13 protein-coding genes are annotated in these 24268 nt (G+C 61.4%); 8 read left to right on the top strand and 5 right to left on the bottom strand.

All coding sequences use genetic code 11. The features are described from left to right. Positions 1 to 15: 15 nt before the first annotated feature. Positions 16 to 10899 carry a prepilin-type N-terminal cleavage/methylation domain-containing protein gene (locus OGM81_07355; protein UYJ44923.1) on the bottom strand — a complete coding sequence of 3628 codons (10884 nt, stop codon included), beginning with the start codon at positions 10897 to 10899 and terminating at the stop codon, positions 16 to 18. A 285-nt stretch (positions 10900 to 11184) separates the two neighbouring features. Here OGM81_07355 and OGM81_07350 point away from each other — a divergent pair, with 285 nt between their 5' ends. The 8 genes from OGM81_07350 to OGM81_07315 all read left to right on the top strand — a co-directional run bounded on the left by OGM81_07350 (position 11185) and on the right by OGM81_07315 (position 19277). Further along, complete coding sequence (locus tag OGM81_07350) at positions 11185 to 11652, top strand: hypothetical protein (GenBank protein UYJ44922.1); 468 nt, start codon at positions 11185 to 11187, stop codon at positions 11650 to 11652. Then, positions 11652 to 12443 carry a prepilin peptidase gene (locus tag OGM81_07345; protein UYJ44921.1) on the top strand — a complete coding sequence of 264 codons (792 nt, stop codon included), beginning with the start codon at positions 11652 to 11654 and terminating at the stop codon, positions 12441 to 12443. Before OGM81_07350 ends, OGM81_07345 begins: the two co-directional genes overlap by 1 nt. 28 nt (positions 12444 to 12471) lie before the next feature. Further along, positions 12472 to 13683: a type II secretion system F family protein gene (locus tag OGM81_07340; protein UYJ44920.1), complete on the top strand. Its 1212-nt coding sequence runs from the start codon at positions 12472 to 12474 to the stop codon at positions 13681 to 13683. A gap of 150 nt (positions 13684 to 13833) precedes the next feature. Next, on the top strand, positions 13834 to 14727 hold the full coding sequence (locus tag OGM81_07335; GenBank protein ID UYJ44919.1) for a hypothetical protein: 894 nt from the start codon (positions 13834 to 13836) through the stop codon (positions 14725 to 14727). A gap of 474 nt (positions 14728 to 15201) precedes the next feature. Continuing rightward, entirely contained in the window at positions 15202 to 15792 is a 591-nt protein-coding gene (locus tag OGM81_07330; GenBank protein ID UYJ44918.1) for a hypothetical protein, read from the top strand. A gap of 18 nt (positions 15793 to 15810) precedes the next feature. After that, positions 15811 to 16536 (top strand): type II secretion system protein M, encoded by a 726-nt coding sequence (locus OGM81_07325; GenBank protein UYJ44917.1) that lies wholly within the window; start codon positions 15811 to 15813, stop codon positions 16534 to 16536. Next, positions 16533 to 18221, top strand: coding sequence for an ATPase, T2SS/T4P/T4SS family (locus OGM81_07320; GenBank protein ID UYJ44916.1), 1689 nt, complete (start codon positions 16533 to 16535; stop codon positions 18219 to 18221). Before OGM81_07325 ends, OGM81_07320 begins: the two co-directional genes overlap by 4 nt. Before the next feature lie 6 nt (positions 18222 to 18227). Beyond that, positions 18228 to 19277 carry a type IV pilus twitching motility protein PilT gene (locus tag OGM81_07315; protein ID UYJ44915.1) on the top strand — a complete coding sequence of 350 codons (1050 nt, stop codon included), beginning with the start codon at positions 18228 to 18230 and terminating at the stop codon, positions 19275 to 19277. Between the two features lie 613 nt (positions 19278 to 19890). On the opposite strand, the gene OGM81_07310 is transcribed toward OGM81_07315, so the two are convergent. The 4 genes from OGM81_07310 to OGM81_07295 are packed head-to-tail and all read right to left on the bottom strand — an operon-like array spanning position 19891 to position 24265. Beyond that, positions 19891 to 20358, bottom strand: a complete 468-nt coding sequence (locus OGM81_07310; GenBank protein ID UYJ44914.1) for a phage holin family protein — start codon at positions 20356 to 20358, stop codon at positions 19891 to 19893. Positions 20359 to 20360: 2 nt separating this feature from the next. After that, a complete protein-coding gene (locus OGM81_07305; GenBank protein ID UYJ44913.1) occupies positions 20361 to 21017 on the bottom strand; it encodes a M23 family metallopeptidase in 657 nt (218 codons plus the stop codon). A 1-nt stretch (position 21018) separates the two neighbouring features. Next, the gene (locus tag OGM81_07300; protein ID UYJ44912.1) at positions 21019 to 22485 is read right to left on the bottom strand and encodes a hypothetical protein; all 1467 of its coding nucleotides are present in this window, start codon (positions 22483 to 22485) and stop codon (positions 21019 to 21021) included. Positions 22486 to 22507: 22 nt separating this feature from the next. Further along, the gene (locus OGM81_07295) at positions 22508 to 24265 is read right to left on the bottom strand and encodes a hypothetical protein (GenBank protein UYJ44911.1); all 1758 of its coding nucleotides are present in this window, start codon (positions 24263 to 24265) and stop codon (positions 22508 to 22510) included. Positions 24266 to 24268: the final 3 nt, after the last annotated feature.

Here is a 24268-nt window from a genome sequence, read left to right as displayed (position 1 = left end):
GCCCTCCTTTCTGCTTTACATCACGGCGGTTTCGGGGGTAACGGGGGTATCCTCTGCCCTGGGGTCGTTGGCCGGGGGCGTGGGGTCCGTCTCCCCTGCCCGGCCCGTGCTTTGTGCGGGCCGGGGGTCGGCTTCCGCCATGGCGAACACCGGGCGGGCGGCATCCTCGGTCATGGCCTGGCCCTCTGTGCGCAGGGAGACATCCAGCCGGTCGGAATCGACGGTCTTTTCGCCGTTGCCCACAGCCCAGATGGTGACCTTTTCGGTGTACTTCTCCAGTGCTCTGGTTTCGTCGTTGTCGCCGTCGGCGCGCTGGGTCATATCAGGCAGGGTAAGGCGGTAGCCCAGGGAATAATCGGTCATCTCGGCCTGGCGCAGGGCAGGCACGGTCTTGATGCGGTAGCTGGGGTTATCGTTGTCGATAGCGTGGTGGCCGGTCAGAGTGATGGGCTGGCTGACCAGCTCCGTCACTTCGGACGTCGTACCGTCATCATTCGTCACCGTGCGGGTCACCTGCACAATGCTCAAATCGTACCAGACATACTCATCCGCGGTGCCCTCGTTTGCAATGTTGCGGGCGGCCTTGGTGATGTCCAGCCAGTTGGCCGGGTCGTTTTCGTTCAAGCCAGACGGCAGTTTTTCCACCTTCAAAATATCGCCGCGGTGGGTCGTTATGGTTTGCGTGCCATCGTCATTTTCCGTTACCACATCCGCCGGGGCCACGGTAAAGCGGATGTCGTAGCCTTCCTTGTTCGGGTCGTCAGCGGGCATATCCGCGGCAGGCGTCACGTGGAAGCGGTACTTCTCGGCAAAGTTGCGGGTGGTGCCGTCGGTATCGGTGTACTCGTTGACGGCAGGCCACTGCACAGCGTACTGGTGAATGGTGATCTCTGCGCTGTCAGGTTTCCAGGCTTCGCCCTCGGTGCCGTACAGCTTGCCCTCCACCGTAGATTCCACCGAGGTCACGCTGAGAACGCCGTCTTTTTCCGGCTTGTCCAGCTGGATCTTGGGCAGGTGCAAAGCGCCTGCGGCCCCGGCATAATCGTCCGGCACATAGAACCTCCAGGAGGAGGAGGTAGCTGCCGACTCGCTGTTGGCCACCATGGCGCGCAGGGCGGGCAGCAGGTAGCGGTTGGCGTCGGCGGGCTGCATGGTAAAAGCGTTGGCGTTGGGCGTGACCGTGTAGGACACGGTGGTGCCATCGCCGCTGACCTGGGTCTCGCTGCCCACGGTCTTGGAGGCTTCGGGGATCATCAGCGTTGCCTTATCCTCACGCATGGCGGCATTCAGGGCGTCCAGGTTTTCCTTGGTGGGGTCGTCCATCCAGATCTTGGCCTTGGCGCAGGCGTCGATGTAGTTGGCCTCATCATCAAACAAATAGCCGGTAAAGAAATAGCTGGCGGCGTCGGCCTTGTCCACCGTCATCCGGATGGTCAGGTCATTGCAGAAAGCGTTCATCAGCGGCAGGGCGTCATTGACGGCCTTGCCCGTCCAGGTAAAGTCCACCTTGCGGATGGCCGGGGCCTCGGTGCGTTGGATGATGGTCTGCGGGTCGCTGACCTCGCCGTTGGGGCTGCGCAGCACGGTGGTGTCGCCGTCTGCCGGGCAGGCCACCACGTAGAACACCAGCGTTTCGCCCTGGTAAGCTTCCAGGTCCACGATGGTCTGGGTGTCTTTGATGAGCGTGGTGCTGTCGCCATCCGCCGGGTGCAGCTTAAAGGCTTCGCCCAGGGTGGTGCCGGCGGCGTTGGTGGTCTGCACCTGTGCCCACAGCTCATAGTGGTCCACGCGTTCATCCGAGACGGCGGGCCAGCTGATCTGATAGCGGGTCTGTTCAGCATTGCTGGTATCCACGGGGAACACCTGGCCGGGCTCGCCCACCTGCTGCAGGCGGCGCAGCACGGTATAGACGGCGGTGTCGGCTGCGCCGATGCCCTGGGTGGTGCCGGTGGTATCGCGGGTGACGCGCAGGCGCACTTTATTAAAGCGCCAGCTGTTGCTGCCGCCCGCAAGGTCGGTATCGATAGGGAGGGTGTAGCTGTAGGTGCCATCCTTGTACTGGACTTTGCTGTTGGCATCATCCGGCAGGGTGATGGTCTCCTCCGCCGTAGAAATTACATTGCCGTTTTCATCCCTGGTTTCGGTCACACCGTACAGCGTCAGCTTATACTTGGTGTTGCCGCCGCTGGCAGCCGCCTCGCCGGGTTGGGTCCAGGTAAAGGTGTAGGCCAGCTGGTTGTCGTTGGCCAGCTTGTCGGCGTCGTAATTCAGGTACAGGTCGCCGTCGGCAGGCACGCCTATCAACTTCGGGGCCTGGGCAACGGTGATGTTGTTTTGTTCAAAAATGACCTGGTTCGCGGCATAGCCAGCCCAGTTGCTGTAGTCTGTCAGATTCTTGCTTACAAAATACAGCGGGGTCAGGTTGGCAAAGCTGTAGCCGTTGCTTTCCCGCACGATTTCCAGGCCGCCATACCAGGCCGCCGGGCGGTCGGCAGAGGAAGCCTGCAGCTTGGCCAGAGCTTCGGCATCGGCAGCATCCCAACGGGTGACCACATCCCCCAAACCGCTGGTGACCGGCACAGCCACGACCGTCCAGTTATCATAGTTGGTCAGGGTGTCGTCCGGCAGGTTATTGAAGGTAAAAGTAGTGCTGCTGTTGGGCACAACGTTCTGGCGTGCAGCCAGCGTGATGTACTGGCCTTTGAGATAGACCTCCTCGCCGTTCAGCGTGACGGCCTCATCGCCCAGGTAGCGGCCCATGAGCATGACGCGGTAGGTTGGCTGTGTGCCGCTGACGCTGGCGGTAAAGTTCAGCGTAACCATTACGGTCAGGTCGTCGATGGTAGCGCCGGTAATTTCGACATTTTTGGCAGCAAGTCTGCCCTCGGCCAGGCCGGAGTTGCTGTTGCCCCATGTGTTGTCGCCGGGAACCACGACCCAGGAGACCGGCATATACACCGTCTCGTCATACTGGCCGGAACGCATCCAGCGCTGGTCGCTGCTGGTGGCTTCCGCCGTCATACGCTGGCTGCTGCCAAGTCTCTCCGAAATGCGTTTGGGCGTGGTATTCCCGTTGCTGAACTGGTAGGTGTCGCCGTTATCGCCGCCGACCTTGACTGTGACGCTCCAATCGGCCAGGCCGCTGTTCTGCATCAACTTATCGTATTCATCGGCATTGGTCAGCACCAGCTTTTGGCTGAACTGAACATGGCCGCCCTCCTCCGGCGTGGGCATCAGGCGGACCTCCAGCTCCGGCGTGGGCAGGGCGCGGACAAACTGCTGCCGGCCCGAAGCAGCTGCCGTGCCGGTACCCTTGCTGTTGACGCCGGCCACGCTGACCTTGAAATAGCGGCCCTTCCACTCGGCCTTACTTTCAAAGGTAAAGCGGGTGTCGTAGGCATCGGCCTCCAGCAGGGAGGTATTGCCGATACGGTCGCCGTTTTCATCGGTCTCGTAAACGGTGATATGGTAGTAGATGGCCGGGCTGCCGGTGGTGGGGGCATTCCAGGTCACGTTATAACGGCCGTAAATACTCTCGTTGCCGGAACCGGTAGCATCACTGCGTTCGATCTTCAGTCCTGTGGGGGCATCCGGGGTGCTGTTGTCCAGGATATTGCTGTAGTAGCGTTGGAGCACCTCATCGGTAATATCTTCCTTGCTGGTCTTGTTGTTACCGTCGACGTCGTCGAAGAGGAGCAGGATCTTGCCGACATAGCCGACATTCCATTTCTCCGGCACAGGATACTGGGTCAGATCCTTGGCATCCGCTGCAAAGATATAACGCACAGACGAAGCTTCCGAGAAGTTTTGGCCCGGCAAGGTGGTAATATACGAGCTGCTCTTTTTTACAGCCTGCATCGAGACGACCGGTCTGCCATCGCTTGAAATCTTTGGCAGCATTGCAAAGAAGTGATAGAAGTTGTTGCCATCCTGGGCGGCGTTGGCACCGCTGTCCACACCGGCATACAGGCGATGCGCGTTTACGGCGGTAGTCGCACCGCCGCCTTCTTCGCTTTCATTGGTACCCTGGCTCCATCCCCCCGTAACCTTGTTGCGGCCCAGGCCCTCTTGCAGCCCAGCAATGCCGGAATAACCAGCGAAGCTCTTATCCAGCTGCATGTAGTAGTTGTTGGAACCGGTCAGTCTTTCATTGGCTGTATGGCGATAGGCAATCGGGTACCAGATGCTGCCCGTATTGTTCTTGCTTTTATACAAGGCAAAACAATTGGTGATGGTCGTTTTCTTGTTAGAGGTGCTGCCGTTGCCGCGGTTGCCCCAGATGCCAGCTGAACGGACGGGGCCCCATATTTCGGTGCAATAGTTACGGCAGCGGTCAATGTTGACCTCAACGTTGGGGATAGCCGCCCACGGACCAATATAGCAGAAGATGCCGACAGACATCGACTGTGCCTGTAGTTCGACATTGGAGCCGTTGACGCACTCGATCACGTTGATGGTCATGGCATCGCTGTTATGGTCATTCGCCAGCTGTACCTTACCAAAAACGCCGCCTACGTCGTTTGCACCATTGGTCATCTTTTTTACGCTGCCATAGTTGCTGCAGCGATACAGGTTGGCCGCCGTACCGGCAACAGGATTATTGAAGTAACCTGCCACGCCGCCAACGGTGCCGGAGCTTTCGCCGTTGTTGGCGTTGGTGGTGATCTCGCCAAAGTTATAGCAGTTGGTCAGCGTACCGCCGTAGCTGAGCCAGTAGGCCAGCACACCACCCGCGTTGTTGGAGCGGCTGTTGAACACCGTGCCAATATTGACACATTTTTCCAGCGTCCAGCGGTCGCCGGTGCGGTTTTCCTGCGTACCAATAACGCCGCCTACATAGTTATCTGCTGCATTGTCACCTTTGGTGGTAGCATAGCGGTCATTATTAGCGTTGATATTGTCATCCGCCGTTCCCCGCGTGCCGCGCACAAAGCGGCGCACGGCGGCAAAGTTGACCAGGCCGCTGGTGGAATCCGCATTGGATTCGTTCTGGCCGATGACGCCGCCCACGGCGCCCCAGCTCTGGTTGATGTTATCGGCGTAGACGAACCACTGGCCGCTGGCACTGTTGGTGATCTGGCCGGTGACATCGTTAAAGCCGGTGATGCCGCCCAGGTAACCGTCGGCCAGGCCGTTGCCATGGCTGGTGCTGCCCCGCAGCGAGACCAGCAGCTGGTTGACGCTGCGGTTGGTATAAACTGTATTATAGTTTTTATCGCCATAGGTCAGGGTATCAAAGCCCTGCATGGCCTTAAAGTCGGTCTGCAGTTTTTTCTCTGCCTCACCGCTGGCCTTGCCGGTCAGTACGCGGACCATCTGGTTCAGGTTGGCGTTCTGTTTGTCGGTGTCTACCACTTGGGCAGTGACTTCGTTGCCGTTTTCGTCGGTGGTGGTCTCGTCTTTATAGGGCACATCCAGCCAGGCGTTGATCTGTTTTACAAGGGGCTGTGTGTCCAGGCCGCCGCTGGTGGAGATGCTGCCGCTGTTGGAGCCGGCCACGCCGCCCACAAAGCCGCTGCGGGCGGTGATGATACTACCCGTTTTGTCTTTGGTGCCGACGGTGCTGCCGATGATCTCGCCGCGGTTGCGGCCCACGATACCGCCGATATGGGCGGCGCTGTTCATCTTGGTGGCAGCGTCCTGGCTGGCGCCCACGTTGGAGGCACCCTGCACTTTCAGCTCGATATAGCCGACCTTGCAGTCCTTCACCTTGCCGGTGGCGGCGGCCGTGCCGTCGGTGTTATACACCACGTCGTTGCTGCCCACGATGCCGCCCACGGTGCTGCCCACGGTGGTAAAGCCGTTATCCTTACCGATGGCGCCCGTATAGCTGCACGCACTTAAGGTGCCGCTGCTGCTGCCAGCAACGCCGCCCAGGTTGAGATATTTTGCCATGCTGTCCTGCAGGTTGGTGCTTACGGTCACGTTCTCAGCCGTGCCGGTGTTTTCGCCCAGTGCGCCGCCCGCCGTGACAGTGCTGTCGCCGGCCGTCAGGTTGGCAAGGCTGAGGGAATCCGCACGCACATTGCCCTTGCTGAGGGAGCCTGCGTTATAGCCGACCAGGCCGCCCACCCGGGTAGCCGGGCCGTACAGGCGCACGTCGCCGCCGAAATTTGCCATATTGAACAGGTTCGCATCGCTGATCACTGCACCGGCTTCGTTGCAGGCTGTAATGCCGCCGATGGCGTCCGACGTGCCGCGAATATCCGAGCCGTAGACCCGGGACATTGTGATGTTGCCGTAGTTATGGGCGGTCACGCCGCCGGCTTCGCCGTTGGCTGCTGTAACGCTGCCGTTCATGGTAACGTTCTCCAGCTTGCCGCCGACCTCGTTGCAGCCGGCGATGCCGCCTGCAAAGCCACCGCCGGTATACAGCACACGGTTGCCGCTGGCTGCGTGCATGCAGCCGTAGATGCGGCCGCTGTTGCTGCCGGCAATGCCGCCCGCATACTGGTTTACCACCTGGATAGAGCCTGCGCGGTTCGTGGCGTTCTGGATCAGGCCCTCGTTGCGGCCTGCTACGCCGCCGCCCTGGGTGGTGGAGGAAACGGTCGTGCCGTTTTGCACGGTGATGGATATGCTGCCCGGGTCCGTCGGGTCCTGGCCAATCGTGCCAGATGCCGCATTCAAGCCCGCCACACCGCCGGTCTGGGTGGTGCCGCTGACCTTTACCGTCACGCTCTTGGCGGTGACGGTGCCCAGGTTATAGCCTGCCACGCCGCCGGTGGCGGTGATGCCGTAGACATTGCCGCCGGCATTTTCCAGCGTAATAACGCCGGATTTACTGTTATAACCGGCCACGCCGCCGATGTCCAGCCCGCCGCGGATGCTGCTGCTTTCCGCCGGGGCGGAGTTGGTGATGGTGCCGTTGTTGATGCCCGCGATGCCGCCCAGGTAGCGGTAGCCCTCCTGCTGGCTGCCCATGGAGTTGACCATCCGGCCGTTGGTGATGGTGCCGTTGTTGACGCCGGTCAGGCCGCCTGCGGCTACGGGGTGCTGCACGCCGCCGTAGTTGGTGCAATGATTCAGCGTGGTTTTGGCCGTAGTGCAGCCGATGATGCCGCCCGCAAAGTAGCCGTTGTGGTCGGGGTCCAGCTCGCCCAGCGAGACACCGCTGTCCAAGATATAGGCCCCGCCGTTGGCCGCGTCAGCCCTGGGGCTGAGGGCCAGGCCGCCGTAGGACTGTGCCTGGCTCTGGTTGCCGTTGCTGGCGTTTTCCAGCGTGAGGGTGGTGTCGGCTGCGTTGTAGCCGATGATGCCGCCCACGTAGGCGTTGGCGTAAATGTTGAACTGGTTGCTCAGGCTCGTCAGGGTGATGGCACTGCCGCTAGGGTTCAGCGTCGGCTCGTCGAGGGCGTTGCCGCTGCTGAACTTAGGCAGCAAGGTCTGCAGGTCGGCCGCGATGGTGCCGTTCTTGTTCTGCAGGGCGTTTTTCAGCGTATCTGCGTTGACTACGCGGTTGTAGCCGATCATACCGCCCGCCACGCCGTCGGCCACGATGCGTCCGGTGCCGATGGTGGCGGCGTTGGCCGCCGCGCCGCCGGCGTTGACAAATTTGAATTCGTTCGCGGGCAGGTTGGCGCCGATGACGCCGCCCACAAAGTGGACGCCCTCGATGCGGTTGGCGCTGACCTGCACGGTGGGCAGGCTGGCCGCGCCGTTCAGGCCGATGACGCCGCCCACGCAGTCGCCGGTGGCCACGATGGTGCCGGTGACGCTGAGGATGGTGGCTTGGCTGTTTGTGATGGTGGCGGTGGCGTCGTTGCAGCCCGCCACGCCGCCTACAAAGCTGCCGCCGTACAGCACCGCGCCCAGGACGGCCCCCTTGTCGGACTCGGCCTGCCAGCTGATCTGACCGTGGGTGCCGTTGCATCCGGCCACGCCGCCCACGAAATCGGCATAGCGGGGGGTGCCGTCCCCGGTCTGGCTCAACTGCTGCAGCAGCGCAATTTTGTTTTTATCCGTTACCTCAACAGTAGACATACTGTTGACGCTGTCCACCAGTTTGGCGGTCTCGTTTTTGGCGAGGGCCGCGCTGTCCTGCTTGCCCCAGGCAGCATCGTTGACGCCCGCAATGCCGCCCACGTAGGCCGCATTGGCGCCCAGGCCTGCCACCAGGCCCTTGTTGGTCATGTTTTCGATGGTGCTGTTCAGGCCGTTGACCGAGACGATACCGCCCACGTAACGGTTGCCGAACACATAGCTGTTGTTGGTGCCGCCTCTGGTGTACAGGTTGCTGCCCACAAAACCGCCGACAAAGCCGCCCACGAAGCTGCGGCCCAGCACATACCCGGACTCGGTGTAGCAGTTGGTCATCTGGACATCGCGGCCAAAGCCCACCAGGCCGCCGACAAAGTCGCCCTTGAGGGGGCTGTTCTCGTTCAACGTACCGTCGGCGTTATAGCCCGCCTGCACAAGGTTGGTCAGGGTCGTCTCACTCAGGCCGCTGCGGGTGGCGCTGTGGCACTCATCCAGTACAAGGCTGCGCGCATAGCCCGCAATGCCGCCGAAGAACTGGCCCAGCACGCGGCTTTGGCCTGCGGTACTGCCCTGGTAGTTGGCCCCGGCCAGCACGGTGCCCTGGTTGGCCAGGCCGGTCAGGGTGTTGGCGCTGTCGTTCTCGGTGGTGGAGTACAGGTTGCCCGTGATGCCGCCCACGAAGGCATTGCCCACCACGGTGGACTTGTTGGTGATGTCCTTGAGGTTTTCGGCGTTCCGGGTGCCGGTCAGGTTGGTGGCGTCCAGTACACCGGCCACGCCGCCCACGCCCACGGCGCGCCAGAGGGTCTGGCTCTCGTTTTCGTTGGCGATGGCGTTATAGCGTTCTTTTTCTGCTGTATCGGCGCTGGTGCCGGTATCCGCACCGCTGTTGTTGGCGGCGTCCTCATCCTGGAAGATGCCCGCCACGGTGACGTTCTGGTCCAGCGTCAGGCCGGTGAGTTTGGCGCCGGTTTTGGGCATGGCAAAGCCGACGAGCCCGCCGATGCCGTGGGGTTCGTCTTTGTACGAGGTGCCGTCCACCCGGTTTACGCCGGTGGTCTTGCTGCTGAAGGTCAGCACAGCGGTGACCTTGGCCTCAGCGCCGCGGCGGCTGCTGCGGTCGACGGTGCAGTTGGTCAGGCTGCCGGTGTCCACGCCCGCCAGTGCGCCCACCGACCAGATCTCGGTGCGGTAGTCGGGGTCGATATCGGCCAGGGCCTGCAGGTATTGGGTGCCGTTGGCATCCATCGCCATGGCGGTGTCGGCGTTTTGCTCGCCTGCGGATCTGACCTCGGCGTTGATCTGCACATCGGGGTCGCGCAGGGTGATATTTTTCAGTGTACCGTTGTTTTCACCCACCAGGCCTAGGTAGTGGTCGCGGGCCTTGTAGGCAGCTTCTCCGGCATATTTCCGCTCCACGGCAGCGATAGAACTGCCCCGCAATTGCAGGTTGCTGATGATCACTTGCCCGCTGCCGCCGGTGCTGCCGTTGAGGGTGACGTCCTTGCCGATGGCGGGGATGGTGGGCCAGGCCACGATCTCGCCGGTGCGGCTGGGCACCTTGGCCACAGGCTCCGCGTTCTTCTTCTCGGGCGAGCAGTAGACGGTGACGCCGCCGTCGGTCCAATCCAGGGCGGTGTTTTTACCCGTAAAGGCATATTCGCCGCTATTTACCCAGCGCAGGTTGTACAGGTGGCGGAAGTATTTCAACGTGCCGCCGCTTGCATTGCTGCCTGCGGCAAACAATGTATTTTCGGTATTGGACTGCTGCGGTTTGCTTTCGGTATAAAGATCCTGAAAGTTCGCGTTAGGACGTGCTTTCATCTTAACGTAAACATCTTTGGGAACATTGTCCGTCAGGCGTGTAATGCTGAACAGGGTGGTCTTGGTGGAGCTCAGGTCGGCACCGTCATTTTCGGCGGCGCGCAGCAGGTTGGCATCGCACATGGCGTCCAGCGTCAGGATAAAGCGGCCCTTGCTGTAGCTGAGGGGGAAGGTGTAGTCCTGGTACGTTTCGCTCCAGCCGTTTCCATCAGCGTTGGGCCGGTACACCTTGATCTGGGCGTTGTTGTGGGTGGGGTCGGCAAGGACGCGGCTCCACTCGATCTCCAGCTTAAAGAGGGGCTCATTGGTCGTTGCATCGTAGAATTCAGCGTCATGAATGGTGTCGATGTCGCCGTTTTTGCTGTTGCCGCTCCAGTTTAAGGTCAGGGTCTCGTTGTTGATGAGCTGCGGGTTTTTGACTTTCAAGCGGGTCTGGCTCAGGGCCACCACGTTGACGGTGTCCTCGGCCGAGTAGTAGCCCACCAGCGAATCACCGCGGCGGTGGCCGTAGCTGCGGTCGTCAATAAGCATCGCGCCGTCGGCACCGTCATCCGAGGCAAAGCGCAGCTTATCGGACGCTGTATCGTAAAAAGCGGAGTAGACCTGCCCGGTCAGGCTGTCCACCTCCACCACAATGGACGCGTTGAAAAGCGACTCATCGTAGACGTAGGGGTCCAACAGGCCGCGCACCATCCTGCTGGCGTCGCTGTCGGGGTTCGCCTTATCATAGTACAACGCGTAGATCTGGCTGTTGAAGGCATTGGCTTTTTCCGCGGCTCCGTCACCGAACTGTTCGCTCAATCCATCAGCGCTGAAGTGGTCGCCCAGCGTGCCGACTTCGCGCAGCTCCGTCAAAAATGTATCCATATCGCCGCTGGTATCCTTGCGGGTCAGGGCGATCTGGGCGGTCTGGAACACGGTGCGGGCGCCGGATTCGTTACGTTCAAACCGGGCCAGGCGGACATAGGCGATCAGCCCGGTGCCCGCCAGGGCAGCCAGGATGCCAAGAATGAGCAGCACGACCATCAGCTCCACCATCGTGAAGCCCCGGGCGGTGCGCAGTTTTTGTTTGATTTCCTTTATAATAGGCAGCACAAGTGTACCTCGTTTATATCCGGGCGGTCGACGAAAATCGACAGATTTTCCAATATAAGTAGGTTCATTATAGTATAACAGTTTGCAAGTTGCAAGAGGAAATATGGTAGTTTGCCTTGGCAGCGGGCACTAATTGTAGGTTTTTGTGGTGGCTGCCCCTTGCCGCCGGCCAAAGAATTCCGTTCTTATATAACATAAAATTTGTCGAATCGCCTTGCATATTGTCGCAAGGTACAGTATACTTTAGTCTGTATAAAAAAAATCCAACGGAAGGGGGGCGGCGGGATGCTGTCTGATCGTATCGGCGCGAAAGTCCGGGGTTTCCAGGATGCTCCGCCGCTCTCGATGGCGGAAAAGCTGCTGCTTGCGTTTTGCGCCGCCGCGCTGGTCTTTGTCTGCCTGGCCGGCTATACCCAGCTGGACCGCCAGGGCAAGGCCCGCGCCGCGCTGACCCAGGTCAAGGCCGCCCAGCTGGCCGCCCGCGCCGTGTCGGCCCAATGCTACTCTACCGGTACGCCGTTTGCCGACCAGTCCACCCACGATGGCTTCGCTGAGGGCATCGCCGGACAAATCGAGACCCTGGGCGCTCTGCCCGGCACTGTGACTCTGCTGCAGATCAGCGAGGACGGCTACACCGTGGAGCAGCTGCTCTACGCCGAGGGCGACATGCGCGCGCTGTATGACGCCGAGACCGGCTATACTGTCTGGCGGGCCGAGCAGCGCATCCGCTTTGACAGATCGGAGGGCGCGTGATGCTGCTGGTGGAAGGTCTGCTGGGGCTCATCGCGTTTTTGCTGGGGGCCGCGCTGTTCAGCTTTATGAACGTCGTGGCCTGGCGGCTGCCCCGGGGTAAAAATCCGTTGACCGGCCGCAGTTTTTGCCCGCAATGCGGGGCTGCGCTCACCGCCGGGGATCTGGTCCCGGTGTTCAGCTGGCTATTCCTGCGCGGGCGGTGCCGCCACTGCAGGGCACCCATCCCGGTGCGCTACCTGTTGGTGGAGCTGCTGGGCGGCGTGCTGGCGCTGGGCTGCCGTTGGCGGTTCGGCACGGCCTACACGCTGGGCGAGGGGCTGTTCGGCATGCGGTGGCAGGGGCTTCTGGCCCTGGCGCTCTGCGGCGTGCTGCTCAGCATCGCGCTGATCGATGCCGAGACCCAGCTTATCCCCAACCGGCTCAACGCCGCGGTGGCCGTGCTGGCGGTGCTCAACCTGCTGCTCTCCCCTGCCCGGTGGGCCGGGGCGCTCATCGGTATGGTGTGCATCAGCGTGCCGATGCTGCTGCTCTGCCTGGCGATCCCCGGCGCGTTCGGCGGCGGGGACATCAAGTTAATGGCCGCTGCCGGGCTGTTTTTGGGCTGGCAGCATACCCTGTTGGCGATGTTTTTTGGCATTTTGGGCGGCGGGTTTTACGGCATGTATCTGCTGGCCGCCCGCAAGGCCGACAAAAAAGACCACTTCGCATTTGGACCATTCCTCTGCGTCGGCATTGTGCTGGCGCTGCTTTTCGGCGATCCCGTGCTTGCATGGTACTGCCGGTTCTTATAACGTTTCATCGTAATTTCGGAGGTTTTCCATGCCGCGTTACCGCTACACAGCCACGGCGCTTTCGGGCAAGACACTGCACGGTGTCACCGAGGCCGCCAGCGCCGAAGCGCTGTACATCACCCTGCGGGAGCAAGACCTGTACATGACCGACGCCAAAGAGGTCGGCACCAATGCCAGCGTCTACCGCCCGCTGAAAACGCCGGAGCTGGCGGAGTTTTGCCGCGGCCTGGGCACACTGCTTTCGGCGGGCGTGCCGCTGGTGCGCGCGTTTCGCATCATGGCGGACGAGCGCGGCCTGAACGCCCGCACCAGGCTGCTGTACAACACCTTATTAAAAGAGCTGCGCAAGGGCGTGCCGCTTTCCGACGCGATGCACCAGTGTGCGCCTGCTTTCCCGGAGCTGCTCATCGCCATGACCCGCAGCGCCGAGGGCACCGGCAGCATCGACGCCAGCTTTTTGCGCATGGGCCGCTACTACGACCGCGAGCACAAGGTCAACCAGCAGGTGGGCAACAGTTTGATGTACCCTATCATCCTGTCGGTCATGATCGTGGGTGTTATCGCTATTTTGATGGGCTTTGTGGTGCCCCAGTTCATGCCCATGTTTGAGCAGATGGATTCTCTGCCGCTGCCCACGGTAATTTTGTTTGCTGTATCGGACTTTGTTTCGGCCAACTGGGTGCTTATCATTTTGGTCGCAGCCTTTTGGGTGGTGGGCGGCCGCATCGCGCTGGCCCAGCCCGCCGTGCGCCGCCAGTGGGACCGCATGCAGCTGCACGCGCCCGTCATCGGCAAGCTGAACCAGAAGATCTGCACGGCCCGCTTCGCCCGCACGCTGTCCAACCTGTATTCCAGCGGTGTTCCCATCGTAGCTACGTTGATTGCCAGCCGCGACGCCGTGGGCAACCGCTGGATCATCAGCCAGTTTGATGAGGTGCTGGACAAGGTCCGCGCCGGCAACAGCCTGTCGGAATCGCTGGCACTGGTGGACGGCTTCGAGCAGTCGATGTCCTCCTCCATCGCCGTGGGCGAGGAGACCGGCAAGCTGGACGAGCTGCTGGCCACCATCAGCGAGACGCTGGACTTTGAGGCGGAGGTCGCCACCAAGCGGCTGGTAACGCTGCTGGAGCCCATCATGATCGTCATCATGGGCCTCATCGTGGCGTTCGTGGTGGTCGCCGTCATCCTGCCCATCTACCAGTCCTACGGCACGATCGGGCAGTCGAGTTCGACGTATTGATGTTGTGTTTTCATTGATGTTTAGGATGTGGCTAAAGTAGCCACCCCTCAGTCACCTAACGGTGACACCGCTTACGCGCAGCGGGTGAGGGGTGGCCCCGAAGCCTGCACTTTTCCTCACACAAAATCTTCTAAAAAGGAGATCGCATCTATGCCCGTTTTAACCTCACTTTATCTTTGCAACAGTACCGTGTATGCGGCGGTGGGCTCACCGACGGCGAATGGGGCCAAAATCACGGCGGCCTGCCAGACCGAACTGCCGGAGGGCTGCCTGATCAACGGCATCATCACCAACGAGGCCGAGCTGACCGCTGCGCTGCAAGGCTTTTTTGCCGCCAACGAGCTGCCCACCCAGCGTGTGGCGCTGGCGGTGGGCGGCAGCCAGTTCAACCACCGGGTGCTGACCCTGCCCCGCATGAGTGAAAAGAAGCGCGCGGCCGTGCTGACGCGGGAGTTTTCCACCGGCGGCGCCGACGTGACCGCCCCGCTGGACGACTACATGCTGCTTTCCACCGACAAAAAGACCAAGGCCGACACGGTGCTGGCCACCCGCGTGGAGAGCGCGGTGATCGAAACTTACATCAACCTGGCCGCAGCCTGCGGGCTGAAGCTGTACAGCATCGACCTGGCGCTGGCCGGGCAGATCAAGCTGGTGCGCGCCACCCCGGAGCTTGCCGGCAAGAGCTTTGTAGTGCTGCAATTTGACGGTGATTCGCTGATTGCAGGGCTGTACGAAAAGGGGCAGTACAAATACTCCACCCGCAGCCGGTTGTTCAATCCCCGCGGGACCGAGGCTTCGGGCACCGAGATCGGGCAGAAGCTTTCCGGTTTGATCCAGTTCCAGACCGCTGCCAAGAGCGAGCACCCCATTAAGGCCGTTTTTTTCGGCGGCAGCACCGCCGCTGACTTGGCTGTCTGTACGCCGGCTTGCCGGGCTTTGCAGTTGGAGGTCGCCGCCTACCCGGAGACGGAAAATATCAAGCTGCCGGAAGGCATCCGGCTGGCGGATATTGCTTTAGCGGCCGGCAATTTGATTGGTCGTTGATTTTTTGTTCGCGTTCAGCGGAAGCCGCCACCCTGCGGCGCTTCACTCGTCTAAACGGCATTTGGCTTTTCTGTGTTCCTTTTGAAGACCCAAAAGGAACCGAAAAGGTCCCCGCTACTTCCGATAGCGCGGGAGGCCCCGCACAGAGGGGGCCATCTACTCTACAAATCATAGAGGAATTTCGGCCCCGAAGGGGTCAATATGGAGGGCGATGAAAAAGCGTTAAGAAAAATGCAGCACTCCTGCATTTTTTAGCTTTTTCGTTGGCCGACCTCCCCTCTGGGGTTCCAAGGGGGCGGGCCCCCTTGGGCGGGGTCCGCTGCCTCGCAACAGCGGGACTTTTTCGCTTCCTTTTTGGTCACAAAAAGGAAGGTCTAACGACAAGAAGCCGTTATAAAAGAAAGCCGCCGCAAGGTGGCGGCTTTCGCAGGGCTGCCACACCGCGCACAGGATAAAGCAAAAGAGGTCATCCTTATGGCAACAAAACAAAACAACTTTTATCTGCAATACCAGCTGGCCGCTAAGGCGGGCAAAAATGCCGACCGTAAGGCATTTTTGCGCAAGGCGGCACCGGGGGCCATCATTGTGGCCGGGTGCATGCTGGCCTGGGGCGGTGTGTTTCTGCACACGGCCATGATGCGCGCCGATATCCGCGACCTGCGGGCCTGGTGCGCCGATGAACAAAACCTTACGCCCTACCAGCAATCGCTGCAGGACCAGCAGGCCGCCGACGCTTACCACAGCCTGACTGACTACGCCAATAGCGTAACCAGCCTGCTGGCAAGCTACCCCGACCTGACCAGCAGCCTGCTCAACCGCATCGACGCGGCAGGTTCCGGCAGCGGCATCACGGTGGAGTTCACCAGCTACGACGCCGCCTCCGGGGTGCTGCAGTTCAACGCCACCTCCAATACCGTTATCGACATCCCCGCCTACGTGCGGGCGCTGCAAAACTGCGGCGTCTTTTCGGACGTGGACTACACCGGCTACCAGTCCACCAACGGCCGGGGCCAGCCCGCCGGGTACGCGCTGAACCTGCGCTGCACCTTGGCCGCACCGGAATAACCCTGTAAGGAGGACGCCATGACTACTGAGATCACCGCCCGCGACAAGCTGCTGCTTTATGTCGTAGGTATGTTAGCTTTCATCTTCTTCTTTGTACAATTTATGCTCACCCCGGCCCTGGAAGCCAGCGACGAGGCCGCAGCAAGCCTGGCCGAGGCCCAGCAGGCGCAGATCGCCATGCAGGAGACCATCGCCCTGGCCGGCACCAACGCCGCCGCCAAAACCGAGAGCTGGGCCGCTTTGCAGCAGGCCAACGCCAACTACTACGGTCTGCTTTCCAGCAGCGACCTGGACACCCTCGTCTCCAATTTAGAGCTGGGGCATGATCTGAGGCCTGTCTCGCTGGACATCAGTGCCATTGACACCCAAAGCCTGACCGGCTACGCCGCCAGCACCCAGGCCGACGACACCGCCGCGCCGACGGACATTAACTCCGCCGACCCCATGCTGGCCACCGCCGATACCAACACCGTGCTGATGGAACTGGCCCCGCCGCTGACCCGCATCTATGCCCAGGCTGACTATTTTAAACAGTGTACCGTCACTTTCCGCTGCACCGGCAGCGACAGCAGCTTCTACACCATGCTGGACGACCTGGCCGCGCAGTACCCCTCGGTACAGCTGAAAAGCGTGCAGATCGACCACGCCGCCTACACCAACGCCAGCGGTGCCACCACCAACACCGCCACCTATACCGTACAGCTGAATGTGATCCTCTGCGATAAGGAGAGTGTGGTATCTTGAACAACATCCGTCTTGGCGATGTCCTGATCGACTTTGGCTATATCACCCGGGACCAGCTGCAGGCCGCCCTGGCCTACCAGAAAGAGCATAAGAATCTGCGCGTCGGCCAGGCTTTGCAGGAGCTTGGCTATGTCAACGAGCACCAGGTGCTGGAAGCCCTGGCCCAGCGCCTGCATCTGCGGGTGATTGATTTTACACAGATCAACGCGGATATTTCCGCCGTGGAGAAGGTTCCCCGCGAGCTGGCCCAAAAGTACGACATGCTGCCCATCGCCATCAACGGCCGCAGCCTGGTCATTGCCGCCAACGACCCGCTGAACTACTACGCCATCGAGGACATCCGCCAGCTGACCAGCATGGAGCCGGAGATCGTGCTGGCAGAGCTGGAGCCCCTGCGCCGCAGCATCCAGTATTATTACGCTGAGGTCCGCGCCCGCAAGGCCGCCAGCAAGGCCAACAGCAGCGACATGGCCGCCGCCCGCAGCGAGGAGTTCGCCGTGGACATGACCGAGGAGGGCGGCGACACCGACGCACCCATCATCCGCCTGCTGAACAGCCTGGTCCAGCGTGCCGCCACCACCGGCGCCTCCGATATTCACATCGAGCCGTTCGAGGGCGAAACGAAGGTGCGCATGCGCATTGACGGCGTTATCATCGATTATGTAACGCTGCAGCGTGCTTTGCACCAGTCTTTGATTGCCCGTATCAAGATCATGTCCAACCTGGACATTGCCGAGCACCGCGTGCCCCAGGACGGGCATTTCCGCGCCCGGCTGGAGACCGGGCCGGACGTGAACGTGCGTGTGTCGATTTTGCCCACCGTGTTTGGCGAAAAAGCCGTGCTGCGTCTGCTGGCCACCAACACCCACATTGAACACGCCGACCACTTTGGCATGGACGACGAGACCTATAAGCGGTTCCGCCCGCTGCTGGACCGCCCCAACGGCATCGTCTACCTGACCGGCCCCACCGGCAGCGGCAAGACCACCACGCTGTACATGGTGCTGCAGGAGGTCGCCCAGCGGCAGGTGAACGTTTCCACCATTGAGGACCCCGTGGAGCGCAACCTGGACCGCATCAACCAGACCCAGGTGAACAACGTGGCGGGCCTGACCTTCGAGAGCGGCCTGCGCGCCCTGCTGCGCCAGGACCCGGACGTCATCATGGTGGGCGAGACCCGCGACGCTGAGACCGCGTCCATCTCCGTCCGTGCGGCCATCACCGGCCACATGGTTTTCTCTACCCTGCACACAAACGACGCTCTATCGTCCATTGTCCGTTTGGAGGATATGGGCGTGGAGCGGTACATGATCGCCAACTCCCTGGCCGGTGTGGTGGCCCAGCGCCTGATGCGCCGCGTATGCCCCGCCTGCGCCAGGAAAGTGCCCGTCACCGAGGCCGAAGCCGAGCTGCTGGGGCCGAGCATCCCCTTTGTCGCCCGCGGCACCGGCTGCCCCCAGTGCAACGGCACCGGCTACAAAGGCCGCGTGGCCATCCACGAGATGGTGGTCATCAACAAGGCGCTGCGCCGCATGATCGCCGAGGGCGCGAGCATTGAAGAAATGACCGATGCAGCGCGGAAAACCCAGGGCATGCGCAGCCTGCGGGAGAGCGCCGTGCAGCTGGTGCGCGACGGCGTGACTACCCCCGAAGAACTGCTGAAGATCACCTATTTTGAGGAGTGATACCCTATGCAGATCCATGAACTGACCGCGCTGGCCCGCCAGATGAAGGCCAGCGACATCCATATTTCCCAAGGCCTGCCGCTGATGTTCCGCATTGACGGCAAGCTGGTGGAAGCCCCCGTGCAGTTTGACGAGGACGCCACCCGTGCCCTGATTGAAAATACCCTGGACGAGAGCCACCGCGAAGCACTGGACACCCAGCGGCTGGACGCGGACTTTGCCATCGCCGCGCCGGACGGCACCCGCAGCCGTGTGAACGTGTTTTACCAGCAGGGCAAAATTTCAGCGACGCTGCGTCTTTTAAACGATGAGATCCCCACCATGGAGCAGCTGGGCCTGCCGCCGGTTTTGAAGAAATTGGCGGACGAGCCCCGCGGCCTGATCCTGGTCACCGGCCCCACGGGCAGCGGCAAGTCCACGACGCTGGCCTCGATGATCGACTACATCAACCAGAACCGCTCCGACCACATCCTGACCATCGAGGACCCCATCGAGTACGTGTATAAAAGCAAAAAAGCTTTGATCCATCAGCGCGAGGTGGGCAGCGACGTGACCGGCTTTGCCGCCGCCCTGCGCAGTGCCCTGCGCGAGGACCCGGACGTGATTCTCGTTGGCGAGATGCGCGACTACGAGACCATCTCCGCCGCCGTGACCGCCGCCGAGACCGGCCATCTGGTGATGAGCACACTGCACACCATCGGCGCAGCGCAGACCATTGACCGTATCATCGACGTCTGCCCGCCGGGTGCGCAAAGCCAGATCCGCGGGCAGCTTTCAACGGTGCTGCGTGGTGTTATCACCCAGCAGCTTTTGCCCCTGGCCACCGGCCGCGGGCGGTGTGCCGCCACTGAAATTTTGGTGGGCAGCGATGCGGTGTGCAACCTGATTCGCGAGAATAAGTGCTTCCAGATCCCCAGTGTTTTGCAGTCCGGGGCCGCTTTAGGCATGCACAGCCTGAACGGCGACCTGGCCCGGCTGGTGGATTGCGGGAAGATTACCCGCGAGGCGGCGCTGCGGTGCTCTACCGATAAGAAGGATCTTGAGCAGTATTTTTGATCGATGTTTCTGCCTTACGGGCGTCACCACCATGCGGTGACGCCCTTTTATTATGGGTTGCATCCATAAGGGCCTTCCTTTTTGTGACCAAAAAGGAAGCGAAAAAGTCTCGCTGTTGCGAGGCAGCGAACCCCGCCCAAGGGGCTACTCGCCCCTTGGAACCCCAAAGATGAGGTCGAGAAGCAAAAAAGCTAAAAAACGCAGGAGTGCTGCGTTTTTCTTAACGCTTTTTCGCTCCTCTCCATATTGACCCCTTCGGGGCCGAAATTCCTCTATAAAATAAGGTGAATGGCTCCCCTCTAGGGGAGCCAATGCACTTTAGCGAGACCGTACACCATTGCAGAGGAATCGGCGGCGGGCAGCCGCCAGACCAACCTTTGTTAAATTCTTAAGAGCGCGGCCCGCGGCGCGTCAGCGACGCTTCGCGCGAAGCGCGAACTAGCGCTCTTAAGCCGTGCCCCGCGCCTCGGAACTAGCGGGACTTTTCTGGTACTCTTTTGGTCACAAAAGAGTACGCATAACGCCAAAATGCCGTTAATGCGAGTGAAGCGCCGCAGGGTGGCGCGGAACGGGAGCCGCCCGCAAGAGGTAGGCAGGGCCGCGCAGCAGACTGCTACTTAGCGGCTTTCTCCTTGCTTTCGGCCAACAACGAAAGCAACCAACTAGGCACCGGTGCCCCCATGGCCGCGCCATTCTCGGCAATGGAGCCTAATTCGGTAAAAATATACCACACCAACACCACCGGCAGGACTACCCCTTCAAAATCAAACCCAACACCATCCCAAAACGCCGGCAGGTTTTCCACCGCCACGTTTAAAACCAAGTCGGTCAGCGCCGCTACGCAGACGACCACCACCATGCCGGCTTTGTGCCAGATCCCCGCGCGGGCTGCCGCGCTGGACCACTCTCCCCTGCTGGCGGCGGCCGCGCTGCCGCTCAGCCAATCCAGCGCCATGCAGGCCGCCCAGGCCAGCACCAGCCAGCCCAGCCACCCAAACGCCGCCGTAAAGGCCCCGCACAGCGCGGCCACGGCGGCTTTTGCATATAAAAAACCGTTTTTCTTGTCCAAATTTCCGTTCATATTCAAACACTCCATTCACTTTTGTACAAACCAGCGGCCACCAGCCCGCGGCTGACGCACACCGCATACACCGCGTCGGCGTCGCCCCGGCTTACCGGGCCGATGGAAATACGCTGCAGTTTCTTCACAGCATCGGCGTTTTCCTCATTCTCCTCGCCGGAATCCGCCTGCCCCGGCGCCTCGCCGTACACGCCTACCGCGTTGGGGCAGCCCGCGTACTGGCTGGGGTCCAGGCCCTTGCCGGTAGCCGTGGCGCGGGCCTCGAAATGGCAATGGTCGTAGCCGCCCGCCGCGTTGCCGCTTTGGCCCATCACGGCCAGCAGGTCGCCGCTGGCCACCGCCTGCCCCGCCGTCACTTTCAGCTCGCGGCAGTGGCAAAAGTACAGATAGTTCACGTCGTCGGGGGTCTGGCCGGGGTCCAGCTGCACGCAGACGTACCAGCCCCACTCCCAAGTCTTATTGCTGTGGTCGGTCACGCGGCGGGCACGGACGACTTTGCCGGTGATACGCTTATTTTTGTAATACGGCATGCGTATATCGGTCGAGTCCGACCCGACCAGATCCATACCGCCGTGCCAAATTTTGCCGCCGCCGCGGGTGTATCCGTAACGGCCGTAGGGGTAGCGCAGCTGGGTGCGCCCCGCAAAAATGCCCTGCATATCAGCTCTCCTCTCTGCGCAGTGTGTAGGTAATTTTCATCGTTTTATCGGCTGTTTTCTGCACCGGCGCGTCCAAATCGTTGATGGTGGCCAGGTAGTTGCGCCGGATGCCCTGGTGCACGGTGCTTTGGTTGTTGCCGGAGTTGGCGTCGTAACGCACCATGTAGGGCACAGCGGGCTGGCCCAGCACGGGCACAGCCAGGTAGGGGTACTGCTCGTAGTTGTAGTAGGCCTCGATGGCGTGCATCTCGTTGGTGGCGGTGTTCAGCACGGTGCCGCAGGCCGTGTACCTGCTGCCCATAAAGTAGATGCGCCCGTCGTGCATATCCTGGAACATGGGCATCAGCAGATCGTGGGTGGTGATGGCCGTCACGTTGCTGGGATCGGCCAGCGGAATTTTGAAAAACGGCACCGCGTTGGCCGCGGGCGAGGTGGTGTACCCGGCCATGAACAGGCAGCCGCCCAGCAGACGGCCGGTATTGCGCAGTCCCGGCGAGGTGCCGCCCACGTTGCCCGCCAGCGTCACGCCGGTGGGGTTGGTGAAGGCGTAGGTTTTTTCCTCCAGGGTCTTGCGGTCGTAGGTGCGCACGCGGATCAGGCCGGTGGTTTTCAGCTGGTCGGCGCCGGGGGTGCTGACGACGCAGATCTTATCCGCATCTACGTCATAACTTACGGCACAGTAGCTGAAGTGGTCGGCCTGCAGAAAGTCCGAAAGGTCACGCTCCTCGGTCTTTTTGACGCGGGTGGTGTTGATGGGATTGAACAGATCGATCTCGGTCGTCAAAGCGGTGGCGTAACGCAGCACCAGCTTATTGTTGATGATAGCGCCAAACACCATCTCGTCGTTTTCCGGGTCGGCGTACAGCGGGCGGCCGTAGAGGTGGCGGTCGTTCTTGCCCGGCGCATTGGGAAAGATCGTCTCCTGCCCGAACAGCGCACTGTTGTAGTAGCTCGACGTGTTGGAGCCGTCGGCGGCGGGCAGGGCGGTCTCGCTCTCACCGAAGAAGCCGCCGTAGCGGCTGGTGAGGCACACGCTGGCGATCGTGCCGTTGGCCTGGCTGGTGGCGAAGTCGTAAACAAACGTGACAACGCCGTTTTTTAGGTCTGTTTTGCTTTCGGTGGCGTTAAAGCTGCCGCGCTGCAGGCCCTTGCCGTTGTTAAGCACCTTGGGCACGCCGCTGCCCACGAGGTTGGCCTCCGGCGGGGCGAACAGGGTGTTCGGGTCGCTGCCCAGGGCGGTGTCGTACAGCAAAATGCCGCCGTAGAGGCTTTCCAGCAGCTCCCAGCTCTTATCCGAGGTGCTGCCGTACTCGCCGTTGGCGTTGGCCTCCCGCAGGAGGGCCATACCGTTGAAAGCGTTAAATATATGCGATACAGCGTTTGTTACAATGTTGTCTTTCTCGATCGTCTCGACCTCACCGGTAGTTTGGCTGGTGAGTTCGATTTTGGTGTGACCATGGATGGGCATGGTAAAGTTCCTCCTCTCGGTTTTACAAAATGTTTCTTGCCGGTGCCTTGCGCAGCAGCCTGGTGATGATCTCGGCCGCCGCATCACCGATGGGCTTCTGCGTGCCTGCCAGGATGACGTCCTGAATGGCCAGCACCTTGCGGGCCACAGGCGTCCGGGTCGGTCGGCCGACCAGCTCCTCAAACTCCAGCGTACCGTCCCAGGCGTCGCCCACCGCCATGCCCTGGCCGGTGATGGTAGCACGGATCTGCCCTTTGGCGATCTTCACGCCGCCGCCCGCGCACAGCAGGCGCACGCTCCAGCGGTGGCTGGCCGCGCCCTCCAAATCCGGGAAGGGGTAAAACAGCGCCAAGGCGTGGGCACCCCGCACCAGACGCTGGGCCGGGGTAAAGCTGTCGATGAGAACATTGTCCAGGTAGTACCGCACGGTCAGCGTCAGGGCGGCATCCTGTTCCAGCGTGGCCGCACCTTCAAAATCAGACGCAGTATCGCCTGTTACAGGCAGCTTCACCACCTTAGCATCCGGTTCTGCCGTCAGCAGCACCTGCGCCAAAAACATGGCCGAGGTATCCTGCGTGGTAACAAAAGTCAAGTTCACGGCGTTGGTCTCCTTGCCGTTGTCCTTCACTTTTATGTCGGAGCCGTTGGTGAAGCTGTAATAAATGATTTTGTTCGCGCCGGCCTGCTTTTGCAGGCTGCGCAGCTGGGCGTCGGTGTGGGTGGCAGCGCCCGCCAGGTAGGGGTTTTTGCCCACGCCTTTCAGCGTCATTTCGCCGCGGAACTTCCACACCAGGTGGGTCACCAGCGTTTCGGGCGCGGCATGGGCAGTGGGCAGCGCCAGGCGATCGCCCAGCTCCAGCGCCGGGTCGCCGGGCATCGTCACGGCGGCGGGGGTGTAGTCCAGCGCACGCAGCCGCGCAAACACCGCGTCGCAGATGCCCTGCCGCACCTCAGCGGTGCCGCTTTCGGCCAGCGGCATGTCGGAGATGGTCATTTCCAGGCCGCTCTCCCCCTCGATGTCTGAGGTGAAGGTATCCGTGTCGGTCTCGATGACCAGCGCGGCGTAGTGGCAGGAGAAGTCAGAGATTTTCGCATTGGTACGTGCGTTTTTTGAAAGCATCACGCAGGGTGTCTCTCCAAACTGCACGATCCGCAGCCTGCCCAGCCGGTCGATGGTGGCAAACCCGGCCAGCAGTTGGGCAATGGCCCCCACGCAGTCGCGCCAGGTGGAGACCCGGTAGCTGCCGTCGAGCTGGCGCAGGATCTCGGCGTTGGGCGAAAGTGCCTTGATCTCCGCCTCGCTTTGCGCCAGCTCCACGCCGCAGGTGCCGGCGATCTGGGTCAGCATCGTGTAGGCGTCGCCCAAAATCGCGCTGCCGGAGAACTTGCGCTCCAGCTTCAGCATGTTGTCGTAGCCGGTCAGGCTGACCACGGCGGCGCTGCGCTCGGCCTCGGCTACGGTGTAGCGGCCCACCGGCAGGGTGTACCAGCTGCCGTCTGCCAGCTGGATCTCATAGTCGATTTGCAGCGCTGCATCGTAAAACGCAGCACTGGATAGCGCGGTGCGCAGCTGCAGCGACGCCTGCCCCATGTACACGCTGCCGAAGGCCAGCTCCTGTCCGGACACGCACTGGTTGTCCACGCTGACCGACCCGGAAATAACGGCGCTGTCGGTCAGTTCGATGGTGCTGCCGTCGGTCAGGATCAGCTTGCCCGCCATGCGGTCCTTCCGCGTCGGGGAGCGGATCGCAGCTCGGTATTCTTTTGGTACATCGTACATTTT

This window comes from Oscillospiraceae bacterium, from assembly GCA_025758045.1.
GTDB lineage: Bacteria > Bacillota > Clostridia > Oscillospirales > Ruminococcaceae > Gemmiger.
The sequence above is the reverse complement of the archived record's forward strand: the minus strand, read 5'-3'. Positions and strand labels throughout refer to the sequence as shown.